This window comes from Xylanimonas ulmi, from assembly GCF_004216535.1.
Lineage (GTDB): Bacteria > Actinomycetota > Actinomycetes > Actinomycetales > Cellulomonadaceae > Xylanimonas > Xylanimonas ulmi.
On record NZ_SGWX01000001.1, the window covers coordinates 3,314,182 to 3,329,028 of the forward strand.

The 14,847-nt window shown below is 73.7% G+C and carries 12 protein-coding genes; 9 read left to right on the forward strand and 3 right to left on the reverse strand.

Annotation, left to right across the window (positions count from 1 at the left end; translation table 11 throughout):
* Positions 1 to 79 precede the first annotated feature (79 nt).
* Positions 80 to 4,597, reverse strand: coding sequence for an ATP-dependent RNA helicase HrpA (gene hrpA, locus EV386_RS15285; RefSeq protein ID WP_242608111.1), 4,518 nt, complete (start codon positions 4,595 to 4,597; stop codon positions 80 to 82).
* A gap of 499 nt (positions 4,598 to 5,096) precedes the next feature.
* On the opposite strand from hrpA, the gene EV386_RS15290 reads away from it, so the two are divergent.
* From EV386_RS15290 to EV386_RS15325, 9 genes are all read left to right on the forward strand, one after another.
* Entirely contained in the window at positions 5,097 to 6,869 is a 1,773-nt protein-coding gene (locus EV386_RS15290; RefSeq protein WP_130416185.1) for a M15 family metallopeptidase, read from the forward strand.
* A 163-nt stretch (positions 6,870 to 7,032) separates the two neighbouring features.
* Positions 7,033 to 7,398 carry an STAS domain-containing protein gene (locus EV386_RS18390; RefSeq protein WP_165400032.1) on the forward strand — a complete coding sequence of 122 codons (366 nt, stop codon included), beginning with the start codon at positions 7,033 to 7,035 and terminating at the stop codon, positions 7,396 to 7,398.
* A gap of 62 nt (positions 7,399 to 7,460) precedes the next feature.
* Positions 7,461 to 8,132, forward strand: coding sequence for an LmeA family phospholipid-binding protein (locus EV386_RS15295; protein WP_165399962.1), 672 nt, complete (start codon positions 7,461 to 7,463; stop codon positions 8,130 to 8,132).
* An 89-nt stretch (positions 8,133 to 8,221) separates the two neighbouring features.
* Positions 8,222 to 9,115 (forward strand): transporter substrate-binding domain-containing protein, encoded by an 894-nt coding sequence (locus EV386_RS15300; RefSeq protein ID WP_130416187.1) that lies wholly within the window; start codon positions 8,222 to 8,224, stop codon positions 9,113 to 9,115.
* 79 nt (positions 9,116 to 9,194) lie between these two features.
* Positions 9,195 to 10,094 carry an ABC transporter substrate-binding protein gene (locus EV386_RS15305; protein WP_130416188.1) on the forward strand — a complete coding sequence of 300 codons (900 nt, stop codon included), beginning with the start codon at positions 9,195 to 9,197 and terminating at the stop codon, positions 10,092 to 10,094.
* 46 nt (positions 10,095 to 10,140) lie between these two features.
* Positions 10,141 to 11,097 (forward strand): amino acid ABC transporter permease, encoded by a 957-nt coding sequence (locus EV386_RS15310; RefSeq protein WP_130416189.1) that lies wholly within the window; start codon positions 10,141 to 10,143, stop codon positions 11,095 to 11,097.
* A complete protein-coding gene (locus EV386_RS15315) occupies positions 11,094 to 11,894 on the forward strand; it encodes an amino acid ABC transporter ATP-binding protein (protein ID WP_130416190.1) in 801 nt (266 codons plus the stop codon). The genes EV386_RS15310 and EV386_RS15315 overlap by 4 nt, the downstream gene beginning before the upstream one ends.
* A gap of 79 nt (positions 11,895 to 11,973) precedes the next feature.
* A complete protein-coding gene (locus EV386_RS15320; RefSeq protein WP_130416191.1) occupies positions 11,974 to 12,630 on the forward strand; it encodes a SigE family RNA polymerase sigma factor in 657 nt (218 codons plus the stop codon).
* Positions 12,627 to 13,460 carry a hypothetical protein gene (locus tag EV386_RS15325; protein WP_130416192.1) on the forward strand — a complete coding sequence of 278 codons (834 nt, stop codon included), beginning with the start codon at positions 12,627 to 12,629 and terminating at the stop codon, positions 13,458 to 13,460. Before EV386_RS15320 ends, EV386_RS15325 begins: the two co-directional genes overlap by 4 nt.
* 6 nt (positions 13,461 to 13,466) lie before the next feature.
* On the opposite strand, the gene EV386_RS15330 is transcribed toward EV386_RS15325, so the two are convergent.
* Both EV386_RS15330 and EV386_RS15335 read right to left on the reverse strand, forming a co-directional pair.
* Positions 13,467 to 14,285, reverse strand: a complete 819-nt coding sequence (locus tag EV386_RS15330; protein WP_130416193.1) for an excalibur calcium-binding domain-containing protein — start codon at positions 14,283 to 14,285, stop codon at positions 13,467 to 13,469.
* Between the two features lie 198 nt (positions 14,286 to 14,483).
* Positions 14,484 to 14,687 carry a cold-shock protein gene (locus tag EV386_RS15335; protein WP_129205215.1) on the reverse strand — a complete coding sequence of 68 codons (204 nt, stop codon included), beginning with the start codon at positions 14,685 to 14,687 and terminating at the stop codon, positions 14,484 to 14,486.
* Between the last annotated feature and the right edge of the window lie 160 nt (positions 14,688 to 14,847).

The following is a 14,847-nucleotide window of genomic DNA, read 5'->3' on the forward strand; positions in this document are numbered from 1 at the left end:
CTGCGTCAGGACTTCGTCGACACTCCTGGCCCGGGCTGGAGCGGTCGGCCCGGCTGGCGCGGAGCTCGCCGCGCGCGTGTCACCAGCCGTTGGGCGCGAGTGTCTTGCGGATGCGCTTCTCGCTGACGGTGCCGTCCGTGCCGAGCTGCTGCGCGAAGAGGCTGACGCGCAGCTCCTCGATCTGCCAACGGGCCTCGGCGAGCTCGGCCGCGCGGATGGGGTCGGCCGGGCCTGCGGCGTACGTGGCGCGCGCCTTGGCGTACGCCTCCTCGACGTCGTGCGCGCGCCAGGCCAGCTCGGCGTCGCGGTGGGGGTTGGCCTGGGCCTTCTCCAGCCGGTGCGACGCCGCGCGCAGGTAGCGCACCAGGTGCGGCAGCCGGCGCGGGGGAGTCGCGCTGACGAAGCCGTTGTGCACCAGTGTGGCGGCGTGGTCGCGGATGTCCTGCAGGGTGTTGAGCAGGGCGAGCGACGACGTCGCCCGGACCTCTCCCTCAAGCGTGCGCCAGGCCGCCAGCGCGGCGACGACGTGGCCCGCCACGCGGTAGGTCTCGTCCTCCAGGTGCTGACGCACATGCGCCGTGGCGGTGCTGTACGTCTCGGAGTCACGAATCTGTACAGCGTCGACGCCCGCAGGGGTTCCTGGTCCGAGCGCGACATCGCCGCTGGTCAGCGCGATGACGGCCGCGAGCTGGAGGTCGTCGGCCAGGAGGTCGGTCGTGCGGTAGGGGCTCGCTGCGAGGGTCAGCGCTTGCCTGCCCGTCCAGCGCGACGTGACGCGGGCGGGCGCGAGCCGGTTCTCGGCGAGCAAGAGACGGCGCACGCCGCGCGCGTGCGCGCCCGGCTGCGCGGTGGCGTCGGCCAGGATGCGCAGCGCCACGGTCGGCTCCGCTCGCGGGCCCGGCTCCTCGACCAGGGCCGGGTAGCCGCGCACGACGACGCCGCCACCCAGGTCGCTCGACACGACCTCGGGGAGGCGGCCGTCCGGCAACCCGTCGGGCCACGTCGTCAGGCCGGTGCGCTCGGCGACGACGGGGGCGGCGGGCGCGCTTGCACCCGCCCCCGAACCCCCGTCGCGGGCGCCGGAGCGTGGGCCGGCGGCGGCGCCGGTGGGCGGGGCGGACGCGGCGCCGGCCCCGCCGGAGTTGCCGGTCGGGCGAGAGTCCGCGGACGCGTCCGAGTCGGCCGCGCGCGCCCCCGAGGCCGCGCTCGTCTTGGCGCGAGCCTCCTCCAGCGCGATCCCGACGGCGCCCTTGACAGCCGCGCGCACCGCCGCCTCGGCCTGCGCGGCCAGACGGCGCTGCAACGCCAGCAGGTCCTTGGACTCATCGAGCACGGCGGCGACGCGGTCGCGGGCCCGGCGGGCCTGGCCCGCGCCGCCCGCGCCGCCCGCAGAGCCCGGACGGGACCCGGCCGCCGAGCCTCCGGCGTCCTCGACCCGGAACGTCACCCGAAGGTGCGCGGGCAGCCGCTCGACGCGCTCGGCGTCCCACGCGTCATCAGGCACGACGACGTCGCGCAGCGCCCGCACCGCGCGCGTGAAGGCCACCGCGAACGGCTCGGCCATGTCGCCCGCCCGGGCCATGTCCTGCCAAGCGGGAGTGTTCTCGCGCAGCCACGCCGCGACGGCCGCGCCGACGTCGGGCGCGGGCACGAGTTGCACGCGCACCGGCTTGGGCAGCGAGCGGATGGTCGCGACGCACAACTCGTCGAGCAGGCCCGGCACCATCCAGTCGAACCCCGACGGCGACAGGCGCGGGAGGATCGACAACGGCACGTGCACGGTGACGCCGTCGGCGTCCTGGCCGGGACGGAACTGATAGGTCAACGGCAGGGTGACCTCGCCCTGCGTCCACGACGACGGGAACTGCGCCGGGTCCACGGCCTCGACGTCGACCAGGTCCTCCAGGCGGAACGTCAGCAGGTCCGGGGTCTGGCGGCGCGCCCTCGACCACCAAGTGTCGAAGTGCCGCGCACTGACCACCGACGCCGGCACACGCTCGTCGTAGAAGGCGAACAGGTCGTCCTCCGAGGCGACCAGCCCGCGCCGACGCGAACGCGCCTCGACCTGCTCGGCCTCCTCCAGCAGACGCCGGTTCTCGGCGAAGAACCGGTGGTGGGTGGTCCACTCGCCCTGCACGAGCGCGTGGCGCACGAACATCTCGCGCGCGGCCTCGGGATCGACCTTGGCGAACAGCACGGGCCGGTCCGCCACGATCGGCACGCCGTACAGCAGCACCTTCTCGGTGGCCATCGCGGCGCCCTGCTTGGTCGACCAGTGCGGGTCGGAGTAGGTGCGCCGGGCCAGGTCGCCCGCGAGCGCCTCGACCCACTCCGGCTGGACGCGGGCCACGTCGCGCGCCCACAGGCGCGAGGTCTCGACGAGCTCGCCCGCCATGACCCAGGCCGGGGGCTTCTTGGACAGCGGCGAGCCGGGGAAGATCGCGAACCGCGCGCCGCGGGCGCCCAGGTACTCGTTGCGGGCGCGCTTGGCCTGCTGGCGCAGGGCGCGGGCGCGGGCCTCGCCCTTGAGGTGCGCGACCGACGACGCCTTGATCTCGCCCGTGTCCTGCATGCCGATCTGCGACAGCAGGCCGGACAGCAGGGCGCGGTGCACGGTCTCGCCGGCCCACTCGCGCCGCAGCTCGCCGCGCGCGGGGCCGCCGGTGGTGGGGGCTGCGGCAGTGGGGGCTGCGGCGGTGGGGGTGTTCGGGGTGGTTTCGACAGGCTCAACCACCGGGGGCGGGTCAACCACCGGGGGCGGGGCGGCCGCGGGGGTGGGGCGGCGTCCGGCGGAGAGGTTGATGCCCAGGTCGTTCGACATCTGTCGCAGCTGCTGGACGACGTCCTGCCACTCGCGCACGCGCAGGAAGTTCAGGTGCTCGGCCTTGCACAGTCGGCGGAACGCCGACCCGCTGAGCTCGCGCTGCTGCTCGCGCAGGTACTCCCACAGGTTGAGGTAGGCGAGGAAGTCCGACGTCGGGTCGGCGAACCGCGCGTGGAGCTGGTCGGCCCGCTCGCGCACCTCGGCGGGGCGCTCGCGGGGGTCCTGCACCGACAGCGCCGCGGCGACGACGGCGACCTCGCGTGCGACGCCGAGCCGCGCGCCCTCGATGATCATGCGCGCCAGGCGCGGGTCCATGGGCAGCGCGGCGAGCTGGCGGCCGACGTCGGTGAGCGCCGTCGTCGTGCCGTCCGGGGAGGTCTCCAGGGCGCCGAGCTCGCGCAGCAGCGTGACGCCGTCGCGCACGGCGCGCGTGTCGGGCGGCTCGACGAACGGGAAGCGGGCGACGTCGCCGGGCGCGGCGACCACGCCGACGGCGATCATCTGCAGCAGCACGGACGCGAGCGAGGTGCGCAGGATCTCCGGCTCGGTGTACTGGGGGCGGGCGTCGAAGTCGTCGCGCGAGTACAGGCGGATCGCGACGCCGTCGGCCACGCGCCCGCAGCGGCCCGAGCGCTGGTTGGCGCTGGCCTGCGAGATCGCCTCGATGGGCAGGCGTTGCACCTTGGTCGCCTTGGAGTAGCGCGAGATGCGCGCGAGCCCGCTGTCGACGACGTAGCGGATGCCGGGCACGGTCAGCGACGTCTCGGCGACGTTGGTCGACAGCACGATGCGCCGGCCCGGGTGTGAGGCGAACACGCGGTGCTGCTCGGCGGCCGACAGGCGTGAGTACAGCGGCAGGATCTCGACGTGCTGGGGGTGGCGGGGGTCGCGCGCGCGGGCGCCGAGGTGGCCGTCGAGCGCGTCGAGCGCGTCGTGGATCTCGCGCTCCCCCGACAGGAACACCAGGATGTCGCCCGGCCCGCAGGTCATGAGCTCGTCGCACGCCTCGACGATCCCTGTGACCAGGTCCTTCTCCTCGCCCTTGCCCTTGCGCAGGCCGGATGCGGGGTCCGTCTCGGGCGCCAGCGGGCGGTAGCGGACCTCGACCGGGTAGGTGCGCCCCGAGACCTCGACGACGGGCGCCGCCTGGGGCAGCACCTCGACGACGGCGTCGGGCGCCCCGCCGACCTGGGCGAGGTGGGAGGGGGAGAAGTGCTCCGCGAACCGCTGCGAGTCGATGGTCGCCGAGGTGATGACGACCTTGAGGTCGGGCCGGCGCGGCAGCAGGCGCGAGAGGTAGCCGAGCAGGAAGTCGATGTTGAGTGAGCGCTCGTGCGCCTCGTCGATGACGATCGTGTCGTAGGCGAGCAGGTCCGGGTCGCGCTGGATCTGCGCGAGCAGGATGCCGTCCGTCATGACCTTGACGAGCGTGCCCTCGCTCGACTGGTCGGTGAACCGCACCTGATAGCCGACGACCGTCCCCAGGGCGCCTGGGCCGCTGATCTCCTCGCTGATGCGCTCGGCGACCGAGCGCGCGGCGATGCGGCGCGGCTGGGTGTGGCCGATCTGCCCGGCCCGGCCGCGGCCCAGGTCGAGCAGGATCTTCGGCAGCTGCGTCGTCTTGCCTGAGCCGGTCTCGCCCGCGACGACGACGACCTGGTGGTCGGCGATGGCGCGCGCGATGTCGGCGCGCCGCGCGCTGACGGGCAGCTGCTCGGGGTAGGTGATCGGGGGCACGACGACGTCGGCGCGCGCGGCGGCGAGCTTGTCCAGGTGGGCGCGTGAGACGCGACGGGGGCCGGCGGTCGAGCGGCGGGCGCCGCGGCGGCGGGTGGCACGGGCCTGGCTCGCCCGCCGGGCGCCCGAGGCGGGCGGGGGCGCCGAGGCGCCCTCGGTGGGCTGCGGGTGGGAGGCGGGAGTGCTCACGACCTCCCATTCTCGCAAGCGGCGCAAGGTGATAGCGCAGGGCACGGACGCGGCGTCCGATGTGTGCCGTTCGCCACGATGTCCGGGGTTTTCCCGAGCCTGGGTTGCCGAGCGGTTCACCGAGACGTCAGATGGAGAGCGGGGGAGCGTCCTCGGGGGTTCGCCCGTTCGTGCGAAGATGCCCGAACCTCGCAGGTTCGCTCGGAAGGTCTCGATCGTGAGCGCTAGTCATCTCGACGAAGGACCATCGCGGTGCGGTCGGCACCGCCAGCCGCCGCCGCGGTCGTACGCAGGGTTAGCGGCTGTCGTCCTGGTGGCCGGGGCGCTGACGAGCGCGAGCGCGAGCATGCTGCCCGGTGTGTCGGGGCCGACGGCGCAGCCCGTCGCCGCGGTGGCCGCGGCCGCCGTCGCGAGTGCGCCGATCACCGTGGGGCAGGTCGGCGGGATGACGTCGTCGGACCTGGTCACGCTGGACCAGGTGTTCGCGCTGCTGGAGCGCGCCGAACTCGCCGCCCACGACGAGGACCGCGCGATCACACCCGAGATCAGTCAGGCGGCGGCCGAGCTCGGCATGCTGCTGTCCGCGTACCTCGCCCAGAACCCCGCGGTGGCCGCGGAGGCCGTGTCCACCGACGTCGCGCCCGTCGAGGTCACTCCGGCCGGGCAGGCGGACGAGAGTGCCGACGCGGAGCCGGAGGCTGCTGACGCGGAGCCGGTGAGCGTTGAGGTGTCTGAGGGTGAGGAGTCAGGGGACGCCACGCCGGGGGCGCAGGGCGATGAGAGGGTCGTCACGTTCGACGAGGTCGTGGTCGCCGCGATGCGGCTCGCCGCGCTGCTCGACCCGGACCTCGCCGAGCGCGTCTCGGTCACCGTCGCGGGGGATCTGGCCGCCGACGCACCGCTGACGGCCGCTTTGCGCGACGCCGTCGCGCGCTTCGGCGACTCGACGGCCGGGTACTCCAACGGCCGCATTCCCAACGACGTGCTGTGCGCGCTCCCGTTCGCGCCCGGACACCGGCTGCGCTGCGACGCGGCCGCCCAGCTCACGGCGCTCAACGCGGCCTACCAGGCGCGGTTCGGCAAGCCGATCGGGATCACCGACTCCTACCGGACGCTCTCGACCCAGTTCGCGCTCAAGGAGACCAAGCCGTACCTGGCCGCGACGCCGGGGTACTCGCTGCACGGGTGGGGCCTGGCCGTGGACCTGGCCAGTCCCATCAGCGGTGGCCGCTCGGCCGAATATGTGTGGCTGCGCCTGCACGCCCCCGACTACGGCTGGGACAACCCGTCATGGGCGCGCCTCGACGGGTCCAAGCCCGAGCCGTGGCACTTCGAGTTCTTCGCGGCGGGTCCGGTGCCGAACCGTGCGCTGTCGGCCGACGACATCGCGCAGTACCGCCGGGCGAACCAGTCCACGCCGTCGACGCCGTCCACGCCGCCGCCCGCGGCGCCGTCGAACGAGCCGGCCACGCCCACCGTGCCGACCACGCCGACCGAGGAGACCACGCCCACGGAGCCTTCGGCCGAGCCCACCACACCGCCCAAGCCCACCCCGTCGCCCGAGCCGACCACGCCGCCCGAGCCCGCGAGCCCGGGCCCGAGCACGCCGAATGATCCCAGCACGACGCCCGATGACTCCCACGGCGACACGGAGGATCCCGGTGGCACGGGCACGGCCGCCGACGACCCGGGCACCCCGGGCGACCAGGGACCCCAGGGCGACGACCCGGGCGTCATGGTCGCGGTGCCGTCGATCGCGGCGCTCGACCTGAGCGGTCTTGGCCCCGACGCGATCGCGGCGAGGGTCGCGCAGGCGATCACTGACGCGGGCCTGGTCCCCGACGTCGCCTGGGCCGACTCCGCCAGCCCGCTGGGGGCCGTGGTCGAGTTGTCGGTGGGAGGGATCTCGGGCGTGCGCGCGGGAGACGAGGCGCCACTGGGCGCCACGATGCGCGTCGTGCTCTCGCGCGGTCCCGCACCAGCTCCGGCCCCCGCGCCGGCCCCCGCCCCGGCCCCTGACCCGGCGCCCGCGCCGGACGCGTCGACCGAGCCTGGCCGTCTGCCGGAGCAGGCGGCGCCGACCCCGGACCTGCCCCCCGCCGTCGACCCGTCGGCGTGAGGCGGGGCCCGGCCCCCGCGTCGAGGACGCGCTCGCACAGCCCGGTTCTCCGCTCGGAGCGGACCCAGCCTGGACTCACGGCGACGAAAAGGGAACACTCGGACAGACGCGGTGGAGTTCGCACCGCCCGACTTGGCCGTCGACGAGTGGAGCGACCTTGACCATGGACCTCGACGAGACCGGTTCGCGCACCGTGACGGGATCCGGCATCGTGTGCCGATCGACGGCCGGTGGCACCGTCGTCTCCCTGTGGGGCGAGGTCGACGCCGCGCTGCGCGAGGCCGCGAGCGAGGCCATGGCCGTGCTCGCCGCCCACATCGCCGGGGTCCCGGTGATCATCGAGGCCAAGGACGTCACCTTCATCGACTCCTCGGGCGTCGCGTTCATCCTCCAGGTCTACGTGCTGGGGCAGGAGACGGGCACGCCGGTGAGCCTGCGCGATCCGTCACCCGCCGTCGTCGAGGTCCTGGACATGGTGGGCATCGGTGGGCGGATTCCGGTGATCCGCGCCGTGGGCGAGGGCTCCTGAGCCGCGCGGACCGCGAGCCGGGCGCGCGAGGGGAGCGACGTCGGACGTTCGCGGCCGCGATCGTGGCGCTCGCGCTGCTCGCGGCCCTGGCCGTCGGCGCCGACCGCGTGGCCGCCTGGGTCACCGAGCGCAGCGTGGCGACCGCCGTCGTGCTGGGCGGCACTGGGGTCAGCGGCGCGCACGTCGACATCCACGGGTTCCCGTTCCTCACGCAGCTCGCCGCGGGGCGGATCGACCACGTGACGGGTCGTCTCGACGCCGGCACGTTCGGCGGCCACACGGTGAGCGACGTCCACCTGGACGCGCGCGGAGTTCAGTCGCGCGCGCCGTGGAACGTCGAGGACGCGCGCGTCGACGGCATCGTGACGTTCGACACCTTGGCGAGCCTGCTGTCCGAGCAGCTCGGCTACGACGTGCGGGTGGCGCGTGCGCCCGAGGAGCCCGACGCCCTGAGCCTCACGCTGACGGCGTGGGGCCTCGACCTGGGTGTGGTCGCCGCGCCCGCCGTCGTCGACGACACCGCGGTCGCGGTGCAGGTCAGGAGCCTCGTCCTCGGCGGCCTCACCGTCGACGCGTCGGCGATCCCCGGAGGTCTCGGGTCGCGGTTGGCCGCGTTGCGGATCCCGCTGCGCCTGCCGGACGGCGTCGCGCTGCGTGCGGTCTTCGTCGAGCCGGGCGGCTTGCGGCTGGTGGCGCAGGCCCACGACGTCGCCCTCTCGCAGCTCGCCCGGTAGCGATCACGGTGCGACGCATTGGCCGTCGCTACTCAGAGTGGTGCATACTTATGCACGCTTCAGAGAACCCACTCAGACCGGAGCCTGTTATGCGTACGCGTCCCGCCCTTCCCGTCGCCGTCCTGGCGGTGGCCACGCTCGCCCTCGGCGCCTGCACCTCGGCGTCCCAGGCGCCGCAGGACGCCCAAGGCTTCGACGTCTCGGACATCGCCAAGGACGAGGCGATCGCCGCGATGGTCCCCGCCGCGATCGCCGCGGACGGCAAGCTGACGGTCGGCGCCGAGCTGTCCTACGCCCCGCTGGAGTTCGTCGCCGAGGACGGCACGACGCCGGTCGGCCTCGACGTCGACATCGCGGGCGCCGTGGCGCGACTCATGGGCCTGGAGGCCGACATCCAGTCGAGCCAGTTCGACTCGATCATCCCCGGCATCGGCACGCGCTACGAGGTCGGCATCTCGGCGTTCACGGTCAACCCCGAGCGCCTTGAGGCCGTGACCATGGTCAGCTACTTCAACGCCGGCTCGCAGTACGCCGCCGTCAAGGGCAACCCCGACGGCGTCAACCCGGCCGACCCGTGCGGCCTGACGGTCGGCGTGCAGACCGGCACCGTCCAGCAGGAGGAGCTCGACGACGCCACCGCGGCGTGCCCCGCGGGCAGCGCCCTCGACGTGCTGCCCTACGGCAAGCAGGCCGACGTCACCACCAATCTGGTCGGCGGCAAGCTCCAGGCCATGTACGCCGACTCGCCCGTGGTCGCCTACGCCGTCGAGCAGTCCGGCGGGGCCATCGAGACGGTCGGCGACATCCGCGACGCCGCGCCCTACGGCGTCGTCGTCGCCAAGGACGACACCGCGCTGGCCCAGGCCGTGCAGGCGGCCCTGCAGCGGCTCATGGACGACGGCACGCTCGCGAAGATCGCCGCCGCCTGGGGCAACGAGCAGGGCGTCATCACGACGGCGGAGATCAACCCGTCCGTCGGCTGACCCCGGCGCACTTGGTGATTCAGGCATCAGTGCGCATACTCATGCAACCCGGCCCGTAGCCACCCACAGGGAGCCTCCCATGCGCACGCGTCACGCCCTCACCGCCACGGCCGCCGCAGTGGCGACCCTCGCCCTGGCCGCCTGCACCTCGGCCTCGCAGTCCGCGGAGGGTGGCGGCTCCGCGAGCTTCGACGCCGCCACGGTCGCCAAGGACGACGCGATCGCCGCGCTCGTGCCGGCCGCCGTCGCGCAGGACGGCAAGCTCACCGTCGGATCCGACCTCACCTACGCGCCCGCCGAGTTCGTCGGCGCCGACGGCAAGACGCCGGTCGGGTTCGACATCGAGATCGCCACGGCCATGGCGCGGCTCATGGGGCTCGAGGCCGACATCCAGTCGAGCACCTTCGACGCGATCATCCCGGGCGTCGGCACGCGCTACGAGGTCGGCGTCTCGTCGTTCACGGTCACGCCGGAGCGCCTTGAGGCGGTCGACATGGTCACCTACATCAACGCCGGCTCGCAGTTCGCGGTGGCGACGGGCAACCCCGACGCCGTCGACCCCGACGACCTGTGCGGCCTGACGATCGGCGTCCAGACGGGCACCACGCAGCAGGACGAGCTGGAGCAGACCAAGACCACCTGCCCGGCCGACAAGCCGCTGACGCTCCTGCCGTACGAGAAGCAGGCCGACGTCACCACCAACCTGGTCGGCGGCAAGGTCCAGGCCATGTACGCCGACTCGCCCGTGACGGCCTACGCCGTCGGGCAGGCCGACGGCAAGCTGGAGCTGCTCGGCGACATCCGCGACGCCGCGCCCGAGGCCGTCGTCGTCCCGCACGGGGACGCCGAGATGGCCAAGGCCGTGCGGGCGGCGCTCCAGAAGCTCATGGACGACGGCACGCTCACCCAGATCCTCGCCGGGTGGGGCAACGAGGACAGCGCGCTGTCGACGTCCGAGATCAGCCCGCAGGCCGACTGATCCTGCATGCTGGACCCATGGTCCAGCCGAGACGGAGGAACGGCGCATGAGCGACCCGATCCCGCATCGCATCCACGCCCGGCCAGTGCCCCGGCCCGGGCGGGTGGTCGGCGCCCTGGTGGTGCTCGTGCTCGCGGCCATGGCCGTGCACGGCCTGGTCACCAACGCGACCTTCCGCTGGGACACCGTGTGGCTGTACCTGCGCGACATCGTCGTGATCCGGGCCATCGGCTGGACGCTCATCCTGACCGTCGGCTCGATGGCGCTGGCGATCGTCATGGCGGTGCTGCTGGCGATCATGCGGCGCAGCGACAACCCCGTCATGCGCGGGGTGAGCTGGGTCTACATCTGGTTCTTCCGCGGCACCCCGGTCTACGTGCAACTGGTCTTCTGGGGCCTGCTGTCGGTGCTCTACCCGCGGTTGAGCGTCGGCATCCCGTTCGGCCCCGAGTTCGTCTCGTTCGACACCAAGGTCGTCATCACGGCCTTCTGGGCCGCGCTGTTCGGCCTGGCGTTCAACGAGGCGGCCTACCTCGCCGAGATCGTGCGCGCGGGGCTCACCTCGGTCGACCCGGGCCAGGCCGAGGCCGCCCGGGCGCTCGGCATGAAGGACTCGACCATCCTGCGCCGCGTCGTGCTGCCCCAGGCCATGCGCGTCATCGTGCCGCCGACGGGCAACGAGACCATCTCCATGCTCAAGACGACGTCGCTGGTCATCGCGGTGCCGTTCACGCTCGACCTGTTCTACGCGACCAACGCCATCGGCAACCGGCTGTTCCAGCCCATCCCGCTGCTCGTGATCGCCTCGCTGTGGTACCTGGTCATCACCTCGATCCTCATGGTGGGCCAGAGCTACCTGGAGAAGTACTACGGGCGCGGGTTCGGCACCGAGACCGCCAGGCGGCGCGGGTTCGGCGGCGGCCCCGGCAGACCCAGCCGGCAGCAGGCCATCCAGGCCGCCGGCACCACCACGGACGACCCCTTCCTGGACGTGACGCCATGACCTCGCAGACGGATGCCCGCGCGCCGCACATGGTGGAGATCCGCGACGTGCACAAGGAGTTCGGCCACGGCCACGCGGCGGTGCACGTGCTCAAGGGCGTCGACCTCGACGTCGCGCGCGGCTCGGTCACCGTGATCCTCGGTCCGTCCGGGTCGGGCAAGTCGACGCTGCTGCGCTGCGTCAACGAACTGGAGGACATCACGGCGGGCTCGGTCGTCGTCGACGGCGAGCGCATGGGCTACCGCGTCGACGGCAAGGGCGTGCTGCACCGCCTGCACCCCAAGGTCGTCGCACGCCAGCGCCGTCGCATCGGCATGGTGTTCCAGCGCTTCCACCTGTTCCCGCACATGACGGCGCTCGAGAACGTCATGGAGGCGCCCCGGCGGGTGCGCGGGATGTCCAAGGCCGACGCGCGGCGGCGGGCCGCCGAGCTGCTGGCCCGCGTGGGCCTGGCCGACCGGGCCGACCACTACCCGGCGCAGCTGTCGGGAGGTCAGCAGCAGCGCGTCGCGATCGCGCGCGCCCTGGCGATGGACCCCGAGCTCATGCTGTTCGACGAGCCGACCTCGGCCCTCGACCCCGAGCTCGTGGGCGAGGTGCTCGCCGTCATGAAGGACCTGGCCGCCTCGGGCATGACGATGATCGTCGTGACCCACGAGATCGGCTTCGCGCGTGAGGTCGCCGACAAGGTCGTGTTCATGGACCAGGGCGTCGTCGTCGAGGAGGGGCCGGCGGCCTCGGTCATCGACAACCCGCGCGAGCGGCGCACGCGCGAGTTCCTGGCGCACGTGCTCTGAGCGCGGGCCCGGCTGGCAGAGCGCCGAACGTCGGCGCGTCGGGGATGGAACCTGCGCCCCTGATGTGCGTGTTCCGGGTATGACGTCCTTGAGCGCCGCGTCGGCGGCTGCCGCGCCCCGCGCCGTGCGGGAGTTCGACGACGACGCCGTCGTCGACGTCGTGCTCACCCATGCCGACCGCAACGCCGAGTTCATGGCGTTCATGCAGGCGGCGCACGAGCCCCTGCACCGCATGGCGTACCTGCTCAGTGGCGACCCGCACCGCGCCGACGAGCTGACTCAGCAGGCTCTGGAGCGCACCTATCGTTCGTGGTCGCGGGCCAGGCGGGGCGATCCGCTGGCGTACGCGCGGCAGGTGCTCGCCAACCTGCGGATCGATGCCTGGCGGCGCACACGCCGCGAGGTCCTCACAGGCCCCGATGCGCTGCCCGACCCGCCTGACGGCGGCCAGGGGGCGTCGGGCGGGAGACGGCCGGCGACCACCGCCGTCGACGATCGTGACGCCGTGGTGCGCGCGTTGCTTCTGCTGCCCGTCAAGCAGCGGCGGATCGTGGTGATGAGGCACCTGCTCGACCTGAGTGAGGCGGAGGTCGCCACTGAGCTCGGCGTGCCCGTCGGGACCGTCAAGTCCAGCGCCTCGCGCGGACTCGCGCACCTGCGAGCCATCCTCGAGCTCGGCCCGCGACGGGGAGCGGAGCACGACGGCGCACGATCCACGAGCGGAGAGGCGCGATGACCAGGCCACAGGACGAGCGGTTCGTTGAGCGCCTGCGCCACGCGACGGCCGAGGCGCCGCCGTCGGGACTCCACCTCGACGAGGTGCTGCGCTCGGCGCGCGGCAAGGCGCGCAGAGCGCGGGCCGTGACGGGGATCGCAGTCGCCGCGGCGGTCGCCCTCGCCGGTGCGGGGGCGTGGCGGGTCGTGCCGTCAGACCGCAGCAGCGGTCCTGCCGATGGTGTCACCGGCGAGGTGTGCGCGCCCGACGACGTCGATGTCCGGTTCGGCCCGGTGACGAGCGCGCCGGTGGTCACCGCCGTCGCGCGCCTGACCGAGTCCGACGACGGCCAGCGCACCGAGGACGTGGCGCCCTACGACCCTTCGGTGTCGGGGGTGCGGCTCGAGGTGGCCGCCTCGCCTGCGGGGCTGCGTGCGGCGATCCTCGCCGCGGCGCGCGCGGCGTCCAGCCCGCTCGAGGGGTTCGCGGGGGCCGAGGCGCCGCGGCCCGACTCGGCCAGCGCCGGAATCGCCATCACCTCGCCTCTGGACGGCACACACCTCGTCTGGCGCGCGGGGGAGCGCCACGAGGTGCGCGGTACGGCCACGTGTGGCGAGCGGTCGGAGGCGTTCGTGCTGCGTTACACGACGGAGGACGATGTCGCCCTGGTGCGCTGCGCGGACGGCGCTCCGTCGTCGTGGGCCTTCGGGCCCCAGGTTGTCGCGGCGTGGTGCCCGGTCGACGAGTTGCCCGAGGCCGACCGCGCCGCGCTCGAGCGCGCGCAGGCCGAGCGTGCCGCGGCGGCCGCCGAGCGTCAGCGGATGCTCGAGCTCGGGGTCATCGCGCCGTAGCGGCGGTCACTCGCAGGCCATGCCGTTGTTGTCGCGGTCGAGCGCTCGGGAGTAGCCGGGGTCGCCCTCGGCGATCGGGGTGCTCACGCCGCTGCGGCGTAGCTGGCCGCACGTCTGGAGACCCGTGAGGCCGTCGGTCGTGGGATTGCTGGCCCCGGGAGTCGGCGACGGGGTGGACTGCCGGGCGGCCCGCGTGTCGAGCTCCTGCTGCCGGGCGGTCTGCTCGGCCTCCTTCTGCGTGGCGGCCTGCTCGCGCGCCGTCACGTCGGCCTCGCGCTGGGCGACGGCCTCCTTCTCCTTCGCGAGCGACGCACGCTCGGCGTCGAGGTCCTTGCGGTCCTGGGCCACCTGGGCCTGCGCGCTGCGCGCGTCGGTCAGGGCCTGGGCGGCGTCCGAGGCGCGCGCCACCGACGCGACCACGCCGATGATCACGCCGAGCGCGAGGCAGGAGAGCGCCACAGTGGCGATGAGCCCGCGGCCCGGCTGTGCGCGCGACGGGCGGCGCGTGCCCGGCGCCGCCGACGACGACGCGGACGACGGCGCGGACGTGGTCGGCGCGGACGTGGTCGGCGGGGCCGGGGGGCGGCCGAGCGGGCCGTCCGGCAGCGGGATCGCGGCGGCGGTGCGCGCGACCGAGCGGGTGCGCTGGGGTGTGGCGGTGGCGGTGGCGGCCACGGCGGGCTGCGCCGTCGTCGGGGCGTCCTCGACCCAGTACTCCCAGCCGGGCGGGGCCGGCGGCCAGGACGGGTCGGGCGCCCAGCCCTGCTCGGGCCGGAACCCCGTCGGGACCTGCCAACCGGGGGGCGGGTTGAATCGCGCGGCCATCCGTCCTCCCTCGACGCTCGACTGGCGGTGGCGGCGCCCACTATGGCGGAAAACGGTCCATCAGGTCCAGACGGGTCGGAGGCGACGCCGCAGAGCGGCCCCCGCACACGGCGACGGCCGACCGCCCCGAGGGGCGACCGGCCGTCGTCGTGCTGTGATCTGAGTGTGGTGCGGCCTTCGGCCGCTCCGCCTCGGGGATCAGAGCGGGCGGATGTTCTCCGCCTGCAGACCCTTGGGGCCCTGCGCGGTGTCGAACTCGACGCGCTGACCCTCCTCAAGGCTGCGGTAGCCATTGGTCTGGATGGCCGAGTAGTGCGCGAAGACGTCCTGCGAGCCGTCCTCGGGGGCGATGAAGCCGTAGCCCTTCTCCGCGTTGAACCACTTCACGGTTCCGGTAGCCATGTCCTGCTCTCCTTCAAGAGTGACGACCTCGACGTCCGAGGTCGTGCATCACGGTGTTCGTCGTCAACTCTTGGTAGAACAAGGTTCGTCTCAGGCCGCGCACATCTTCTGCGCGACCCCCGACGCAGGACGGGGGACCGTCCGGGACAACCGAGGCACT

What these genes read in the sequence shown, in the direction of transcription:
- EV386_RS15290 (WP_130416185.1), top strand. Translation starts at nt 5,097, where the DNA reads ATGCTGCCCGGTGTGTCGGGGCCGACGGCGCAGCCCGTCGCCGCGGTG.
- EV386_RS18390 (WP_165400032.1), top strand. Translation starts at nt 7,033, where the DNA reads ATGGACCTCGACGAGACCGGTTCGCGCACCGTGACGGGATCCGGCATC.
- EV386_RS15300 (WP_130416187.1), top strand. Translation starts at nt 8,222, where the DNA reads ATGCGTACGCGTCCCGCCCTTCCCGTCGCCGTCCTGGCGGTGGCCACG.
- EV386_RS15305 (WP_130416188.1), top strand. Translation starts at nt 9,195, where the DNA reads ATGCGCACGCGTCACGCCCTCACCGCCACGGCCGCCGCAGTGGCGACC.
- EV386_RS15310 (WP_130416189.1), top strand. Translation starts at nt 10,141, where the DNA reads ATGAGCGACCCGATCCCGCATCGCATCCACGCCCGGCCAGTGCCCCGG.
- EV386_RS15315 (WP_130416190.1), top strand. Translation starts at nt 11,094, where the DNA reads ATGACCTCGCAGACGGATGCCCGCGCGCCGCACATGGTGGAGATCCGC.
- EV386_RS15320 (WP_130416191.1), top strand. Translation starts at nt 11,974, where the DNA reads ATGACGTCCTTGAGCGCCGCGTCGGCGGCTGCCGCGCCCCGCGCCGTG.
- EV386_RS15325 (WP_130416192.1), top strand. Translation starts at nt 12,627, where the DNA reads ATGACCAGGCCACAGGACGAGCGGTTCGTTGAGCGCCTGCGCCACGCG.
- EV386_RS15330 (WP_130416193.1), bottom strand. Translation starts at nt 14,285, where the DNA reads ATGGCCGCGCGATTCAACCCGCCCCCCGGTTGGCAGGTCCCGACGGGG.
- EV386_RS15335 (WP_129205215.1), bottom strand. Translation starts at nt 14,687, where the DNA reads ATGGCTACCGGAACCGTGAAGTGGTTCAACGCGGAGAAGGGCTACGGC.